Source organism: Elizabethkingia miricola, from assembly GCF_001675285.1.
Classification (GTDB): domain Bacteria; phylum Bacteroidota; class Bacteroidia; order Flavobacteriales; family Weeksellaceae; genus Elizabethkingia; species Elizabethkingia miricola.
This window is the reverse complement of sequence record NZ_LSGQ01000014.1, coordinates 83,450-98,409: the sequence shown is the minus strand read 5'-3', so window position 1 is coordinate 98,409 and position 14,960 is coordinate 83,450. Positions and strand designations below refer to the sequence as shown.

At 36.4% G+C, this 14,960-nt stretch carries 14 protein-coding genes; 12 read left to right on the top strand and 2 right to left on the bottom strand.

Going from position 1 to position 14,960, the window contains the following annotated elements; translation table 11 throughout:
* Positions 1–26 precede the first annotated feature (26 nt).
* The 4 genes from ATE49_RS10615 to ATE49_RS10600 all read left to right on the top strand — a co-directional run bounded on the left by ATE49_RS10615 (position 27) and on the right by ATE49_RS10600 (position 3,848).
* Entirely contained in the window at positions 27–752 is a 726-nt protein-coding gene (locus tag ATE49_RS10615) for an AAA family ATPase (RefSeq protein WP_065082154.1), read from the top strand.
* 75 nt (positions 753–827) lie between these two features.
* Positions 828–1,202, top strand: coding sequence for a helix-turn-helix domain-containing protein (locus tag ATE49_RS10610; RefSeq protein ID WP_065082153.1), 375 nt, complete (start codon positions 828–830; stop codon positions 1,200–1,202).
* A 271-nt stretch (positions 1,203–1,473) separates the two neighbouring features.
* Positions 1,474–3,339, top strand: coding sequence for a M1 family metallopeptidase (locus ATE49_RS10605; RefSeq protein ID WP_065082152.1), 1,866 nt, complete (start codon positions 1,474–1,476; stop codon positions 3,337–3,339).
* Positions 3,340–3,353: 14 nt separating this feature from the next.
* Entirely contained in the window at positions 3,354–3,848 is a 495-nt protein-coding gene (locus ATE49_RS10600; protein ID WP_065082151.1) for a phosphate ABC transporter permease, read from the top strand.
* A gap of 152 nt (positions 3,849–4,000) precedes the next feature.
* On the opposite strand, the gene ATE49_RS10595 is transcribed toward ATE49_RS10600, so the two are convergent.
* Positions 4,001–4,552: an REP-associated tyrosine transposase gene (locus ATE49_RS10595; protein WP_065082150.1), complete on the bottom strand. Its 552-nt coding sequence runs from the start codon at positions 4,550–4,552 to the stop codon at positions 4,001–4,003.
* A gap of 410 nt (positions 4,553–4,962) precedes the next feature.
* On the opposite strand from ATE49_RS10595, the gene ATE49_RS10590 reads away from it, so the two are divergent.
* The 8 genes from ATE49_RS10590 (at position 4,963) to ATE49_RS10555 (ending at position 12,991) form a co-directional block, all read left to right on the top strand.
* Positions 4,963–5,373, top strand: coding sequence for a c-type cytochrome (locus ATE49_RS10590; protein WP_065082149.1), 411 nt, complete (start codon positions 4,963–4,965; stop codon positions 5,371–5,373).
* Positions 5,374–5,461: 88 nt separating this feature from the next.
* Positions 5,462–5,917 carry a heme-degrading domain-containing protein gene (locus ATE49_RS10585; protein ID WP_065082148.1) on the top strand — a complete coding sequence of 152 codons (456 nt, stop codon included), beginning with the start codon at positions 5,462–5,464 and terminating at the stop codon, positions 5,915–5,917.
* 134 nt (positions 5,918–6,051) lie between these two features.
* Positions 6,052–7,755 (top strand): lysine--tRNA ligase, encoded by a 1,704-nt coding sequence (lysS, locus tag ATE49_RS10580; RefSeq protein ID WP_065082147.1) that lies wholly within the window; start codon positions 6,052–6,054, stop codon positions 7,753–7,755.
* A 312-nt stretch (positions 7,756–8,067) separates the two neighbouring features.
* Positions 8,068–8,973 carry a helix-turn-helix domain-containing protein gene (locus tag ATE49_RS10575; protein WP_059153893.1) on the top strand — a complete coding sequence of 302 codons (906 nt, stop codon included), beginning with the start codon at positions 8,068–8,070 and terminating at the stop codon, positions 8,971–8,973.
* A gap of 153 nt (positions 8,974–9,126) precedes the next feature.
* Positions 9,127–10,128 (top strand): aldo/keto reductase, encoded by a 1,002-nt coding sequence (locus ATE49_RS10570; protein ID WP_059153894.1) that lies wholly within the window; start codon positions 9,127–9,129, stop codon positions 10,126–10,128.
* 131 nt (positions 10,129–10,259) lie between these two features.
* The gene (locus ATE49_RS10565; RefSeq protein WP_065082146.1) at positions 10,260–10,553 is read left to right on the top strand and encodes a YciI family protein; all 294 of its coding nucleotides are present in this window, start codon (positions 10,260–10,262) and stop codon (positions 10,551–10,553) included.
* Positions 10,554–10,799: 246 nt separating this feature from the next.
* The gene (locus tag ATE49_RS10560) at positions 10,800–11,996 is read left to right on the top strand and encodes an MFS transporter (RefSeq protein ID WP_065082145.1); all 1,197 of its coding nucleotides are present in this window, start codon (positions 10,800–10,802) and stop codon (positions 11,994–11,996) included.
* A complete protein-coding gene (locus ATE49_RS10555) occupies positions 11,996–12,991 on the top strand; it encodes an MBL fold metallo-hydrolase (RefSeq protein WP_065082144.1) in 996 nt (331 codons plus the stop codon). The genes ATE49_RS10560 and ATE49_RS10555 overlap by 1 nt, the downstream gene beginning before the upstream one ends.
* Positions 12,992–13,260: 269 nt before the next feature.
* Here the strand turns inward: ATE49_RS10555 and ATE49_RS10550 are convergent, their stop codons facing one another.
* Positions 13,261–14,934, bottom strand: a complete 1,674-nt coding sequence (locus ATE49_RS10550) for a hypothetical protein (protein WP_065082189.1) — start codon at positions 14,932–14,934, stop codon at positions 13,261–13,263.
* Positions 14,935–14,960: the final 26 nt, after the last annotated feature.

Below are 14,960 nucleotides of genomic sequence, written 5' to 3'. Positions count from 1 at the left end.
ACACATCAAATAAATTGCAGTATATTATGAGTACCACGGGGATTCTGATCGATGAAAAAGAAAAGGTTAATTGGGATGATGTTTTTCTGGATGAAGAAAACAGGAGAGAGCTTAATCAGCTGATGAAAGAGTTTACCTATATCGACGAACTGAAAAAATACAATCTTCCTGTAAATAATAAAGTTCTTTTACACGGATATTCAGGGTGTGGTAAGACTACTACTGCAAAAGCTATTGCCACATCACTGAAGAAGCCTTTGTATATACTGGATCTCAGTAATTTTATTTCATCCAGAATAGGAGATACTGCTAAAAATATAAGACTGATTTTTGATAAAGTAAATAGGGAAAATGCAGTGTTGTTTCTGGATGAATTCGATCACATCGGAAAGATGCGGGGTAATGACGATAAAGATGTTGGCGAAATGCGCCGTTTGGTAAACAGTATTATCCAAATGGTAGATAACTTTTCCGAGAAAGCACTCTTAATTGCGGCAACCAATCATATCGATATTCTGGATGTTGCACTCATCAGACGTTTCCAGCTTAGAATAAGTTTTGCGATGCCTTCCGAAGAAGAATTGGACAAGTATTACGATTTTCTGTTGTCTAAATTCCCCGAAGAATTACAGGTTGTATCCAGACGATACGGAATTTCCTTCGCTGAAGCGCGCGATTATATTTTTACAGAGATTAAATCTAATCTAATCTTTGAACTGGAGCGTAAAAATAAGCCGGTCATAAGCCAATAATATAATCTGAAAAGTTCACCATATCGTTTACTGTGTTTTTTTGTATTTTAGAGAAATTATAAACGAAACACATTGATGCCCGATCAGGATAAAAGCATAACAAGAAGTAAAGAGATTCTTACCAGTTATTTTGCATTTCTGGATCAACATATAGACGATGTTGTTCAGGGGAGAGTATCTGAATTTATGGAACTTAATCAGATTGCCCGCGAATTGGCTGTTTCGCATCAGCATCTGTCGGATACTATTCAGCAGGAGACCGGACATCATCCATGTCATTTTTATGACGAGAAAATTATAGACCAGGCAAAGAAGCTTTTAAAAGAAACAAAAGCTCCTGTCGCTCAGGTTGCAGTACAGCTTACATATGATCCTTCCAATTTTTCCAAGTTCTTCAAAAAATGGACAGGACAAACACCCGGCCATTTCCGAAAGAGTATATCAGGTTAAGAACCTGTTTAGATTTTAATTAAAAATAATCTAGACTTCGACAGGCTCAGTCTGACAATTCTAAAGAAAGATATTTTGGATGAACAATGTCACTCTGACCTAAGTCTATAGTGAGCTTGACGAACTATCGAAGAGTATTAACTATAAAATTTAAACAGGCTCTTAATAGTATCCGGATAATAAATATAGCGTTTTCTGATTTCTTTTGCGCATAAAGCCCTTTTATAGCGGTATTTTCCCTAATTTTGATACTTATCCGTAAATTTTAAAAATGAGAAAAATATTTTTCAGCATAGCTTTACTGGGAATGTTAGGACAGGCTACAGCTCAGGAGTTATATATGCCAAGAAACATTAAGAAAGCTTATGCCAACGGTACCCGTGATTTGTCGGGAGCACCTGGTAAAAATTACTGGCAGAATAAAGGAATTTATGATATTCAGATAAAAGTAAATGCAGATACCAAAATTGTTTCCGGCAGCGAAACTATTTTGTATGACAATAATAGCCCGGATCAGTTTGATATATTAGCAATTCGCTTTGTGAATAATATGCACAAGCCACAATCGCCACGCTCAGGATTTGTATCGAAAGATTTCCTAAGTTCGGGACTGAAAATAAAATCATTCAGTGTAAACGGTGAAAGTTATAACATTGACAGTGATGACTGGAGTACAGTAGAAGCTGTAGAGCTGAATAAACCATTAGCGTCTAAAGCCAAAGCTGAAATAAAAATAGAGTGGGAGTATCCGCTTTCGGTACAAAGTGGCAGAGAAGGCCAAATAGACCCAAATACGTTTTATGTAGCTTATTCTTACCCAAGAGTATCTGTATATGATGATTACAACGGTTGGGACTTTATTCAGCATTCGGACAGACAAGAGTTTTATAATGATTTCAATGACTATAGTTTTGCCATTTCTGCTCCGAAAAACTATGTTGTATGGTCTACAGGAGATTTCCTGAATCCGGAAGAGGTATTGCAGCCGGAATATTTGAAGCGCTTTAAAGAATCTCTGAAGAGCGATAAAATAATACATGTTGCCAACGAAGCTGAGATGAAGTCTGGTAAGGTTACGAAGCAGAATGATTGGAATGTATGGAAGTTTAAAGCAAACCATATCTCTGATTTCTGTTTTGCACTGAGTAACCATTATGTATGGGATGCTTCCAGTGTGCAGCTGAAAACAAAAAGAGTAAGTGTACAGGCTGGCTACAAAGCCGGAGCGAAAGATTTCGAACAATATACAGGCTGGATGCGTTATAATATCGACTGGTTTTCCAAAAACTGGCCGGGTGTAGAATACCCTTATCCGGTAATGACGGCTATTCAGGGATATGCAGATATGGAATATCCTATGATGATTAATGACAGTACAGTTCCGGATAATTTTCAGGATGCCCGCCTGACAGCTGATCATGAAATTGCACATACCTATTTCCCTTTCTATATGGGGATTAATGAAACCCGCTATGCTTATATGGATGAAGGTTGGGCGACAACACTGGAATATCTGATCGGAATTGATGAAAACGGAAAAGAAGCGGCAGATACCTTCTATAAAAATTTCAGAACAAAGAAATGGATCACCAGCCCTGCGACAGAACAGGATCAGCCATTAATCACTATGACTACTCAGGTGTCGGGAGCAGGATATGGTAACAATTCTTATGTGAAATCCTCTTTATCTTATCTGGCACTGAAAGAATATCTTGGTGATGCTTTATTCAAAAAAGCACTGCATCACTATATGGATAACTGGAATGGTAAGCATCCTATTCCTTGGGATTATTTTTATTCTATGAATACAGGTTCCGGCAAAGATCTTACCTGGTTCTGGAACAACTGGTTCTATAGTAATAATTACATAGATTTGAAGATATCGGATGCTGCACAACAAAACAACAAGCTGAATATTAAGGTTGACAATGTAGGTGGTTTTGCAGTGCCGTTCGATGCTGTAGTAACTTATACAGACGGAACCAAAGAAAATAAGCGTTTCACACCTGCTGTATGGGAGAAAGATCAAAAGAAAACTACTTTAGAACTTCCGATAAAAAAGCAGGTAAAATCTGTGAATCTGGATGGTGGCATCTTTATGGATTATACACCACAGGATAACCTGAAAGTATTTTAAATAGTATATAAAATATGAAGAAGCTTTTTTTCGCTTTTATTATAACCGGATTATTTAGCTGTCTATATGCACAGAAGAATACAAAAACCGATATATGGTCTGGCTCTTATGGTATATATGCAATAAAAGACAGCTTGATGAACGCTTCGGATACTTTGATCATTGAGCGTGTAGCAGATGCAAAAGCTGATGAGGTTGCAGCAAGATACCAATCTGATTTGGCACGTTGGGCAGTTACATCAACAAAAGAAGGTAAAAAGGGGCAGGCTGTAATAAGACGATTTTTGTTCGTCCCGGAAGATAAGGAAGATCAGTATAAAGAATTTGGCTGGACAGAATTACACCGAAGCGGAAAAATGAACTGTATAGATGGCAATCATTTTTTTATTTGTCAGACAGAACCTAAAACAAAAGTTAGGTTTAATGGTAAAGAAGAATTTTATACCAGAACCGGAATTTTTGGAATATGGCTGCATTTTGGAATAGTAGATCTTAAAAAACTGAAATAAGCTTTTGTATAAAATAAATCAGCCCGAAGAATTTCTTCGGGCTGTTTTTTGTGAAATACTTTTGGAATTAATATGCACGAGTGTGACACTCGCGCCAGCGTTATATTTAAGGCTTTTTTGCTAGTGCGAGCCTTTGGCTCGTGCTGATGAATTTAAGTGTTTATATCAATTTCTAATATTTGGTCCAAATCGTCGCAATAATTCCTTGCACTACTATATTTCCATTCCCAAGACTCAACTACAAAGCCACATTCTACAGGGTTTTGATGGATATAATTAAGTTTTTGTTCGAATACTTTCAATGACCATATCTCAATAGGATGATTATTCTGTTGCCAAAACTGATATTTTTTTACATTTGAGTTTCGCTGCCCAGCCTTTTTAAACATCCAAAGTAACCAGTCTTTTCTGCTTTCTTGAGGGTTTTCACTAATTGTTTGTAATAAGCTTCTGGCTGTGTAACCTTTAAAGTCCCTTATTAATTCAGAAGGTTTACCTTCTTCTGAACGGAATATTAAATGTATATGGCTGGGCATTATACAATATCCAAAAATTGACATTCCTTTATTTTTTCTACAGTAATTTAATGATTCAATAATGATATTAAAATACTCTATTCTGGTAAAAACATCAATCCAGAATACAGTTGCAAAGCTTATAAAATAAGCTCCGTCTTTTTCATGGAATTTGTATTTTCTACTCATACTTATAAATGTAATAAAAGAAAACTATAGTAGTGGTGCAGAAAGATTAATTTAGAATTTTATTTGTGTCTATAATTCTGAAAGTTATTAGCACGAGTGAGACACTCGCGCCAGCGCTATGTTTAAGAATTATTCTAAGCATATTTTATAATTAAGACAGTTAATTGCTGGCGCGAGGCTCTGGCTCGTGCAGACAATATTATTGATACAGTGCTTATAACGTTAGAATATGGAATTAAAGGCCACGAGTGTGGCACTCGCGCTAGCGGTGTAACATGATGATATAGGAGTTAAAGATCATAAGTGGAATATTTTCCATTCATACATTGCATTTTCACTTGATAGATGTCATTTAGAAAGAATCCAAGGGATTTAATGGTTAAATTTGTTTACCTAAATAAAAGTAAAGTATGAAAAAACAAGTCTTTCTTATTGCATTATTAGCTTTTGCAGCTTTTTCATGTTCGAAAAAAGAAACTCCTGTAGAAAAGGAAAGCAATACCATGTTGGAAGAACCTAAAGTAACTGTAGAACAACAGAACGCAGAAGTTAAAGTTCCGACACCTGAAAGTGGGCTAGAATTTATTAATGCTTCCGACTGTCGTACCTGCCATGCTGATGATACTAAACTTATAGGTCCGGCTTATAAAGATGTTGCAGCGAAGTATGAAAATACAGAACAAAACAGAAAGATGCTTGCAGAAAAAATAATAAAAGGAGGACAAGGTGTTTGGGGAGAAATTCCGATGGCACCACACGCAGATCTTACGCAGGCTCAGGCAGAAGCTATGGCTATGTATGTTCTTAGTCTTAAGAAGTAAACATTCTAATCCATATATTATTGTGCCGGAAGCTAGTCTTCCGGTTTTTTATTGAATTAAATTCAAAATCAAAATTAATAAACTAATAATGACAGATCATAACAACAATAACGAGCCGCTAAGAAAAATAGAGCTCGACCGCTTTTCCAACCGTATGGCTTTTGATATGGGTGTGAAAATTATTGATTTGGCTAAAAGCCGCAATCAACATATAGCTGTAGAAGTTTGCAGGCTAAACCAAACTGTATTTCTGTATGTAGATGATACACTTCCGGTGGACAAGCATAACTGGTTAAGAAGAAAAGCAAATATCACCAGGCAATTTGAAGAAAGTTCACTTAGTGTAAAAAATGATCTGAAGGAAGGTAATATGAGTTTAGAAAAAACTTTTGGGCTGGATGAAAGAGATTTTCTGGCTAAAGGAGGAGCAATACCAATTTTTGTAAAGAATGGAGGAATGATAGCTGTTATAACAGTATCGGGGCTTCATGATGAAGAGGATCATAATATCATTATAGAAGCTCTGAAGGGAAGCTATCTGTAGATTATTCTGCTCTTAATAAACTAAAGATCAGGATAACAAAAAGCAAAACAGCTTTATTATCATATTATCTGATGAAACACTGTTATATTTTTTAAATAATCCTTAATTTTGCAGACTGTTAAATATAACCTATTATGCAACAACTTACAGAGCAAGAAATCATCCGCAGAGAAAAACTGCAACAGCTGAGACAGATGGGGATCGAGCCTTATCCGGCAGCGGAATTTGAAGTAAATACAAATACGCAGGAGATAAAGGACAAGTACGAGGATGGTAAGAAGGTGAAGTTGGCAGGACGCTTGATGAGTGTTCGTATTATGGGGAAAGCTTCATTTGCAGAGCTTCAGGACAGTGAAGGACGTGTACAAATCTATGTATCACGTGACGATGTTTCCAGTACAGAAGAAGCAGTGGAGTACAATACCGTTTTCAAAAAACTTTTAGATATTGGTGATTTTATCGGAATTGAAGGTTATCTGTTCAAAACACAGGTAGGCGAAATCTCCGTACATGTAACCAAATTTACCCTTTTATCAAAAACATTACGTCCGCTTCCAGTTGTAAAAACTGATGAAGATGGAAAAATTCACGATGCATTCGTAGATCCGGAATTACGTTACCGTATGCGTTATGTAGATTTAGCTGTGAATCCGCATGTTAAAGATATTTTCATCAAGAGAACTAAATTATTCAACGCTATGCGTGGTTTCTTCAATGACAAAGGATACTTTGAGGTTGAAACTCCGGTATTACAGTCTATTCCTGGTGGAGCGGCTGCAAGACCATTTATTACGCATCACAATGCATTGGATATTCCTTTATACCTTCGTATTGCAAACGAATTATACCTGAAGAGACTGATTGTTGGAGGTTTTGATGGTGTTTACGAGTTTTCTAAAAACTTCCGTAATGAAGGAATGGACAGAACTCACAATCCGGAATTTACCGCAATGGAAATTTATGTAGCTTATAAAGACTACAACTGGATGATGGATTTCACAGAGAAGTTATTAGAGCATTGTGCTATTGCAGTGAACGGAACTTCTAAAGCAACTTTTGGTGAACATGAAATTGACTTCAAAGCACCATATCCAAGAGTATCTATGACTGAAGCTATTCAGAAATATACAGGATATGATATTACCGGAAAAACTGAAGAAGAGCTTCGTGCTTTTGCTAAGTCTATCGGTTTAGAAGTTGATGAAACAATGGGGAAAGGAAAACTTATCGATGAAATTTTCGGTGAGAAATGTGAAGGTAACTTTATTCAGCCAACATTCATTACAGACTATCCTATAGAGATGTCTCCGCTGACTAAAAAACACAGAAGTCAGGAAGGCTTAACCGAGCGTTTTGAACTTATGGTTTGCGGTAAGGAGATTGCTAATGCTTATTCAGAGCTTAATGATCCAATCGATCAGAGAGAGCGTTTTGAAGATCAACTTAGACTTTCTGAGAAAGGTGATGATGAAGCAGGTCAGTTTATCGACGAAGACTTCCTTAGAGCTTTAGAATATGGTATGCCACCAACTTCAGGTTTAGGAATTGGTATGGATAGATTAATTATGTTCCTTACTAATAACCCGTCTATTCAGGAGGTATTATTCTTCCCGCAAATGCGTCCGGAGAAAACAGAACCTAAATTGGAGCTAAACGAAGATGAAAAAGCAATTATCGAAATCGTAAGCGCAAATGAAGAAGCAACTGCTTTAGCTGAAGTTAAAGATAAAAGCCAGCTATCCGGTAAGAAATGGGATAAAGCTATCAAGAACCTTACAAAAAACAACTTAGTGAAAGTTGAGAAAGTAGATGATGTTCTATTGATTAAAATGGTTTAATACTATAACAATACAATTACAAGCCGGAAGATATTCTTCCGGCTTTTTTATTTCTCTTGTCTAGGTTCAAAACCTTGGCAAGGATTATTTGAGAGCCTAAACTATCTAAACTTCTTAATAGCTTATTTCATCATTTGGGAATTAAGTTTATTAAGGTATTGATATAGTATTGAAATTTAGTAAATGATATAATAACGGCGGTATATTTTAAATGCACTTTGAGTATACCAGAGTCTTGATAGAAGTATAATTAGAAAACTTCTCAATAAATTTCATATATCAAGTAATGATTGATTTTTATATCTTTGAACTATGAAAACCTCCGAAACTTTACAGGAATTTTATACCAGAACATTACCCGGAAAAGATGTTTCCAAACTCTTGTGTTGTCCGGGGGTGGGGCATGTCAATATTTTCTCCAGAGAAAGTTGTGCCAGGGTTACACCATACAGTCGCAGAGATTACTATAAAATCTCTTTAATTATAGGTGAGGGAAAATTGCACTATGCCGACAGATGGATTTGTATAGATCGTCCTGCATTGCTTTTCTCGAGCCCATTGATTCCCTATTCATGGGAAGCAACCTCCGAAGATCAGAGCGGATGGTTCTGTCTTTTTACTGAACATTTTCTAAAAAATGGTAATATGGGAAATATTCAGGATTCCAACTTTTATAAAATAGGAGGTGAACCTGTATTCTTTTTGAATGACGATCAGGTAAAATCTGTAGAGCTTCTTTTTTCCAGAATAAAAGAAGAAATAGATGCCGATTATGTCCACAAATATGATGTTATTCGTAACTATTTGCAGCTTCTGATGCATGAAGCCATGAAAATGAGCCCGGCACAGTCTTATGAACGATATAATAATGCTTCACAGAGAGTAGCTTCGCTATTTATGGATCTGATGGAAAGACAATATCCTATTGATGGAACTGCCAATCCGCTGAGATTAAAATCTGCGGTAGATTATGCTCAGAATCTTAATATTCATGTTAATTCTCTCAACAGGGCACTAAAGACAGTTACAGGAAAGACTACCTCCGAACTGATAGCCAACAGAATCGTTCAGGAGGCTAAGGCTTTATTGAATCATACAGACTGGAACATCAATGAAATTGCATTTTGCCTGGGCTTTGATGACTCTGCTTATTTTACCAATTTCTTCAGGAAACAAACCCGATTATCGCCTGTAGCCTATAGAAGTAAAGTTGTTTGAATTTTACAATTTTTAGTTTGAATAATTTATACACTTCCCTGTAATCGCGACTTAACTTTGTCCTGTTAAATTACTTTATTAAAATATAACACACAGGCGATATTTTAGTTTTGCCTTAGTGTTTCAACATTAAATTATTAAAAGCATCAGGTTATGAATTACAAAACTTTAGGGAAAACAGGAGAACAATTATCCGCTATAGGATTAGGTTGTATGGGAATGAGCTTTGCTTATGGGCAGGCAGATGAACAGGAGAGTATCAGAACACTGCATAAAGCATTGGACTCTGGTATTAATTTCTGGGATACTGCGGACATGTATGCTAACGGAAAAAATGAAGAGCTTATTTCAAAGGTTTTGGTACCCAACAGAGATAAAATTTTTATAGCAACCAAATTCGGGTTCCGTTTTAAGAATGATGAAGCCGGGCCGAGCAATAGTGCTAATACCTATTTTGACGGATCGCCGGAATGGATTAAACAGGCGGTAGATAATAGCCTTAGAAGACTAAAAATTGATACAATAGATTTATACTATGCACACCGTATAGATCCTAATGTACCAGTAGAAGAAACGGTAGGCGCTATGGCGGAATTGGTAAAAGCAGGTAAGGTACGTTACTTAGGTTTATCTGAAGCTTCTGTTGAATCTATCAGGAAAGCCAATGCTATACATCCGATTGCTGCTTTACAATCCGAATACTCACTTCTGACAAGAGATGTAGAAGAAAGCATACTTCCGGTGGTAAGAGAATTAGGAATTAGTCTCGTTCCATATTCGCCTTTAGCAAGAGGATTGTTCAATAATATCAATGAAGTTCAGCAATTGGAAGATAGTGATTTCAGAAAAAGTCTGCCTCGTTATCAGGAAGCTTATCTTGAGAATAACAAAAACCTGGCTAAAGAACTGAATGAACTGGCAGCATCCAAAGGCATTACTGGCAGTCAGTTAGCATTAGCGTGGGTGTTGGCTCAGGGAGACGATATCATTCCGATTCCGGGAACCAAGCGTGTGAAATATCTGGAACAGAATATTGAAGCTGCTGCGGTTACTTTTACAGAAGCAGAAAAGGGTCAGATAGAAGAAATTATTGAAAAATATCCGAATACCGGACCACGATATTCTGAAGGTTCTATGAAACTTGTAAATAACTAAAAGTAAAATACTCTTTATTAAACCTCACAGGTTTTAAAAACCTATGAGGTTTAATTTATACTTTATCATTATTTAATGTAGAAAAATCCTTTCGGTTAACGACCTTTGCATTGTTTAAACAACAAATGACCATGTTTATTATATCATTAAACTATATTAAAGCCATCAGCGAAATAGAAACACTCATTGAAGCGCATAATGATTTTCTGAATAAGTATTATACTGATAAGAAGTTCCTGATGTCAGGAAGAAAGCATCCGAGAACCGGAGGAGTTATTATAGCACAAAATGTAACAATAGAGGAGATAAGGGAAATAATAAAAGAAGATCCCTTTTATCAGCATCAGGTAGCCGAATATGAAATAACAGAATTTCTGCCTACAAAGTTTAATGCAGATCTTAAAGCAGTGCTGGACGCTTTGTAAACTATCTCTTTGCTCAGAGTGACAGCCGTCGGGTAAATAGGTAAAGAAAGCTTTATTAAACCTCATAGGTTTCTAAAACCTATGAGGTTTGAAAATAATTTTACCAGTATTTAATATTGTCGAGTTGAGTTAGGGAAAAAATATCTTAATAACCCTAGTTTCTATAGGTTGAAGTTAAATCTTCAGAATATTAAACCTATAAAGGTTTGTAAAAATAAATCGTAAACAAAAAATAAATAATACTTTATGCTTAATAAGCAGTTGGCAACAAAACACCAATTCATTGCTACTATTCTTGCTTTTGCAGTTATCCCAATGTCGGGATTGGCGACGGACATTTATCTGCCTTCAATGCCAAGTATGGCAGAGGATCTCCATCTGCCGGAAGCCAGAATACAGCTTACTTTAACTTTTTATCTCATCAGTTACGGGATTTCTCAATTCTTTTCAGGAGCTCTTGTAGACGCTTTCGGGCGTTACAAGATCAGTATTATGGCATTGGTACTTTTCGTAGTGTCTTTCTGGATTACCGGGCACACTCAGAATATTTATGTTATCTATCTGATGCGGATTGTACAGGGAATACTGTCCGGATTAGTCGTAGTCTCTAAACGTGCATTTTTTGTGGATGTCTACGATGGAGAGGAAAGGAAACATTACCTTAGTATTATGACTATAGTATGGTCATTAGGGCCTATTATAGCTCCATTTATTGGTGGCTATTTGCAAAAGAGTTTTGGATGGCAGTCCAACTTTACTGTATTAGCAGGATATTCATTAATAATTCTGATTCTGGAACTTGTATTTTCGGGAGAGACCATTAAAAATAAAAATCCTTTTCATATTGGCTTTTTGTGGAATGAGTTTAAAACTATGCTGGGAACACTAGATTTTTTCTTTGGGATGTTAATGTGTGGAGTAAGCTATGCACTGATTATGTTCTACAATTTATGCGGACCTTTTATTATAGAGCATAAGTTAGGCTATTCTTCTGTAACTACAGGTTATCTTTCGCTTCTGATGGGACTTGCTTGGATGAGTGGAGGCTTCCTTGGGAAAGCGCTAATCTCCAGACCTTTTCTGCCAAAACTTAGATATTCCAACTTTTTACAATTGCTCTTTATAATACTAATGTTTGCAAGTTCATTCTATGTAGAGAATCTCTTTACACTGGTGCTCTTTGCATTTGTGATACATGTTACCGCAGGATTTATGTTCAATAATTACTTTGCCTACTGTTTGGGTCGTTTTCCAAAATCAGCAGGGATTTCTGGTGGGATTACAGGTGGAGTAGTGTATATCATAACTTCTGTAGTTAGTTATGGTATAGCTGCTGTAATAAAGCCGGTACAGCAGACCGGTATTGCTGAAGGCTATTTTGCTATTGGTGTTTTAGGTTTTATTATTCTGACTTTTATTAAACGTAAAAAAGCACATATCTGATGAACAGACGCGAACTATTAAAAAAAGGAAGTATTGCAGGACTTTTCAGTTTATTGCCTGCAGCAAGTTTATTAGCTGAAGTGACTAAGCCTGTAGGGCAGAAAACCCGGAAATCATTGGCAGGTTATAAGAAAATACAATTAGGTACACTGGATTTGTATATTCTCTCCGATGGTTTTATCCGTGACGGGGTAGACGGTTTTGCACCAAGAGCTGATATAAAAGAACTAAAGAAGCTATTGCAGGATAACTTTCGGTCGGATGAATATATTGATATGGCTATGAATGTTCCGTTGATAAAAACAGAAGACAGGTTAATTCTAATGGATGCCGGAATGGGGATATTTGCGGATGAAAATACAGGATTTTTGTTGGAGAGTCTTTCCAAAGCAGGATTTAAACCTGAAGATATTACCGATGTATTTATTTCTCATGCACATCCCGATCATATTGGCGGTCTTATAGATAAAGCCGGAAAACTGGTTTTTCCAAATGCCGGTTATTTCATTAGTAAAACAGAATATGACTTCTGGATGCAGGCTACAATGAAAGACTTTGTAAATAGTGCCTTGAAAAATAAACCCGATTTTCTGCTGCAGGTTATTGGGGGGATCAGAAAAATTCTGACAGCTATAAAGCCTAAGATCAAATACTACGATTTTAACATGCCGCTTTATCAGTATTTCAGTTTTATACAGGCGCCGGGTCATACACCAGGATTAACGCTTTGTCTGATAAAATTACAAAATGAGAAAATGCTCTATATGGCCGATTTAATTCATTCGGATGTATTATTGTTTCCTCACCCTGAATGGGGTTTCTCCGGAGATACAGATTTGGATCTGGCAGTTGAGTCCAGAAAAAAGATACTCAGCTATTTAGCGGATAACAGGCTGCAGGGATTAGGTTATCATCTTACATGGCCGGGAACGGGGTTTACTAAGGAATCACAGAATAATTTTCAGTGGTTTCCTAAAGCTTACTTTATACCATAGAATTAGGTAGAAAATTAGAATTATAAAATGAAAATCACTGTTATAAACTAAATTTCTTAATGGTTTAGAATATAAGTAGATTATAAAGGAAACAAGCACAGAAATTTTTAAAATAAAAGATATTTGAATTGTGTAGGCTTATATATTTTATGCTTTAAAAAATAAAAACCCTATAGGATTTAAAATCCTATAGGGTTTTCAGATAACAGATTCCGAAAACTTATAAGAAGTTTATTGTATGAAGTTATAACCTTTAGATTTGTTGTATGCTATTCCTGAATGCATCGGATAGGATAGCCAAGTGACCCCTCATTACCACCATTGGTTCCTGATCCGTTGAATCTTGCACTGGAACTTGTCCAGTAATAGATTAAACGTCCGCGATCGGAAAGCTCGCCACTGTAAATAGATGACATTGCTCGATAGCCGGCAGCTGGGAAAACAAGTTGTACATCAGTACTTTTTTTGCTGTAAAGCCGCATTCCGGAAGTATAATTGTTATTATTACTTTGAAGAGTTCCTATTGTAGCTCTTTTAGTTGCAAGAATTAGTTTATTGTATTCTGTTTGGGTAGCTACGCGATATCCTGAATCACAAGGATCATTGATAGGATTTTTTATAGGATTTTCTTCTGTTCCTATATTCCATTTCCTGAAAATAGGGAACTTCCATGGGATTCGACCACTATTAGCCTGATCAAAACTTTGTGATACATAATGTTCAGTTTCATCGGTGTACGCTCCTGGTTGGTATTTTGCCCCGTGAATTTCTGCTCTGGGAACATCGGGATCATAGACAGCCGGGTTATTACTTGTAGCCCCCACATTAAAACGAGCCCAACGATAGCCACCAAGTACAGCATAGCCTCCCGTAGCTTTAGTAGCAGTTATACCATTCATATCTGTATAACGGTCGCTGTTGAATTTCAATTTTAAAGTATAGGATTTACCAGGCTGTAAACCAATACCGCCAGGTCCTGTAATGGGTATTGATACAGGAGCTGTATTTATATCCTTACCAATGACAATGGCCCCAGGAGGAATTATAAACTGACTTTTATAAGCATCTTCTCCGCCTGTGTTTACAATGACAGCTTGTGATGTAGTGTTAACATTGGAAACAGAAAATACCTGATTGTCACCTTCGCTAATTCTTGCATCTTTCAGATTCAGATTGCAGGACGTATGACAGTCCAGAATAGTCCCTGTAAAACCTGTGGTATTGTTATCCAAAGCATAGCCTCCTTTAACGTAATCAGGTTGTCCGAAGGAACCTGTAGCATCATTTGCATCTATACTAATATTGATCCTGCTGAATTTGTGTTTTAATACTATATTAATTATAGTATTTCCTCCGGAGATCAGTACATCTTTATTGATTGCATATAGAAGGTCGGTACCGGCTTCTTTTCCATTTAAATCTGTGATATGTAGTTTAGCCTGATTCAGATTGGTTGTAGGTGCTTGAGGAGGCTCTACAGTGCTATTAAAACTGTAGGTGACAAAAGTATATTTCTTATTACCTACCAGATTTATATTAGCGAAAAGTTTTTGGCCAGCAGCCACAGAAGCAGGGGTGCCAGTATCTTGAGCTGCATAATCACCTGTCTGACTATCATAGGCTACTATACGAAATTTAACATTTGATCCGGAAATAGATCTAGGGGTTACAGAGGTATTTTTATTAATTCCGGATATTTCCGGAGCTAATTCCGATACAATACTGAAAGGGCCTGAAATAAGCTCTTGTTTGTTGATAAGGTTTGTGCTAATATCTGCTTTTGTATTCGCCTGTTTGTTGGTGTCTGTTGTCACAAAACTATCGATATTTATATTAAAATTTACACCTTTTATATTTTCGTTTAATGTATTTTGTTGATCACTTCGGCAGGCATTTGCAAAGAATATGCTCCCGCATAATAGTAATATTTTAATTTTTTTCATTACCCTGATTACTTTGTTATTTGTTT

Coding starts and splice junctions, on each gene's coding strand:
- ATE49_RS10595 (WP_065082150.1), bottom strand. CDS start 4,552: ATGAGTAGAAAATACAAATTCCATGAAAAAGACGGAGCTTATTTTATA.
- ATE49_RS10575 (WP_059153893.1), top strand. CDS start 8,068: ATGAAAACCTCCGAAACTTTACAGGAATTTTATACCAGAACATTACCC.
- ATE49_RS10570 (WP_059153894.1), top strand. CDS start 9,127: ATGAATTACAAAACTTTAGGGAAAACAGGAGAACAATTATCCGCTATA.
- lysS (WP_065082147.1), top strand. CDS start 6,052: ATGCAACAACTTACAGAGCAAGAAATCATCCGCAGAGAAAAACTGCAA.
- ATE49_RS10550 (WP_065082189.1), bottom strand. CDS start 14,934: ATGAAAAAAATTAAAATATTACTATTATGCGGGAGCATATTCTTTGCA.
- ATE49_RS10615 (WP_065082154.1), top strand. CDS start 27: ATGAGTACCACGGGGATTCTGATCGATGAAAAAGAAAAGGTTAATTGG.
- ATE49_RS10605 (WP_065082152.1), top strand. CDS start 1,474: ATGAGAAAAATATTTTTCAGCATAGCTTTACTGGGAATGTTAGGACAG.
- ATE49_RS10610 (WP_065082153.1), top strand. CDS start 828: ATGCCCGATCAGGATAAAAGCATAACAAGAAGTAAAGAGATTCTTACC.
- ATE49_RS10560 (WP_065082145.1), top strand. CDS start 10,800: ATGCTTAATAAGCAGTTGGCAACAAAACACCAATTCATTGCTACTATT.
- ATE49_RS10555 (WP_065082144.1), top strand. CDS start 11,996: ATGAACAGACGCGAACTATTAAAAAAAGGAAGTATTGCAGGACTTTTC.
- ATE49_RS10600 (WP_065082151.1), top strand. CDS start 3,354: ATGAAGAAGCTTTTTTTCGCTTTTATTATAACCGGATTATTTAGCTGT.
- ATE49_RS10590 (WP_065082149.1), top strand. CDS start 4,963: ATGAAAAAACAAGTCTTTCTTATTGCATTATTAGCTTTTGCAGCTTTT.
- ATE49_RS10565 (WP_065082146.1), top strand. CDS start 10,260: ATGTTTATTATATCATTAAACTATATTAAAGCCATCAGCGAAATAGAA.
- ATE49_RS10585 (WP_065082148.1), top strand. CDS start 5,462: ATGACAGATCATAACAACAATAACGAGCCGCTAAGAAAAATAGAGCTC.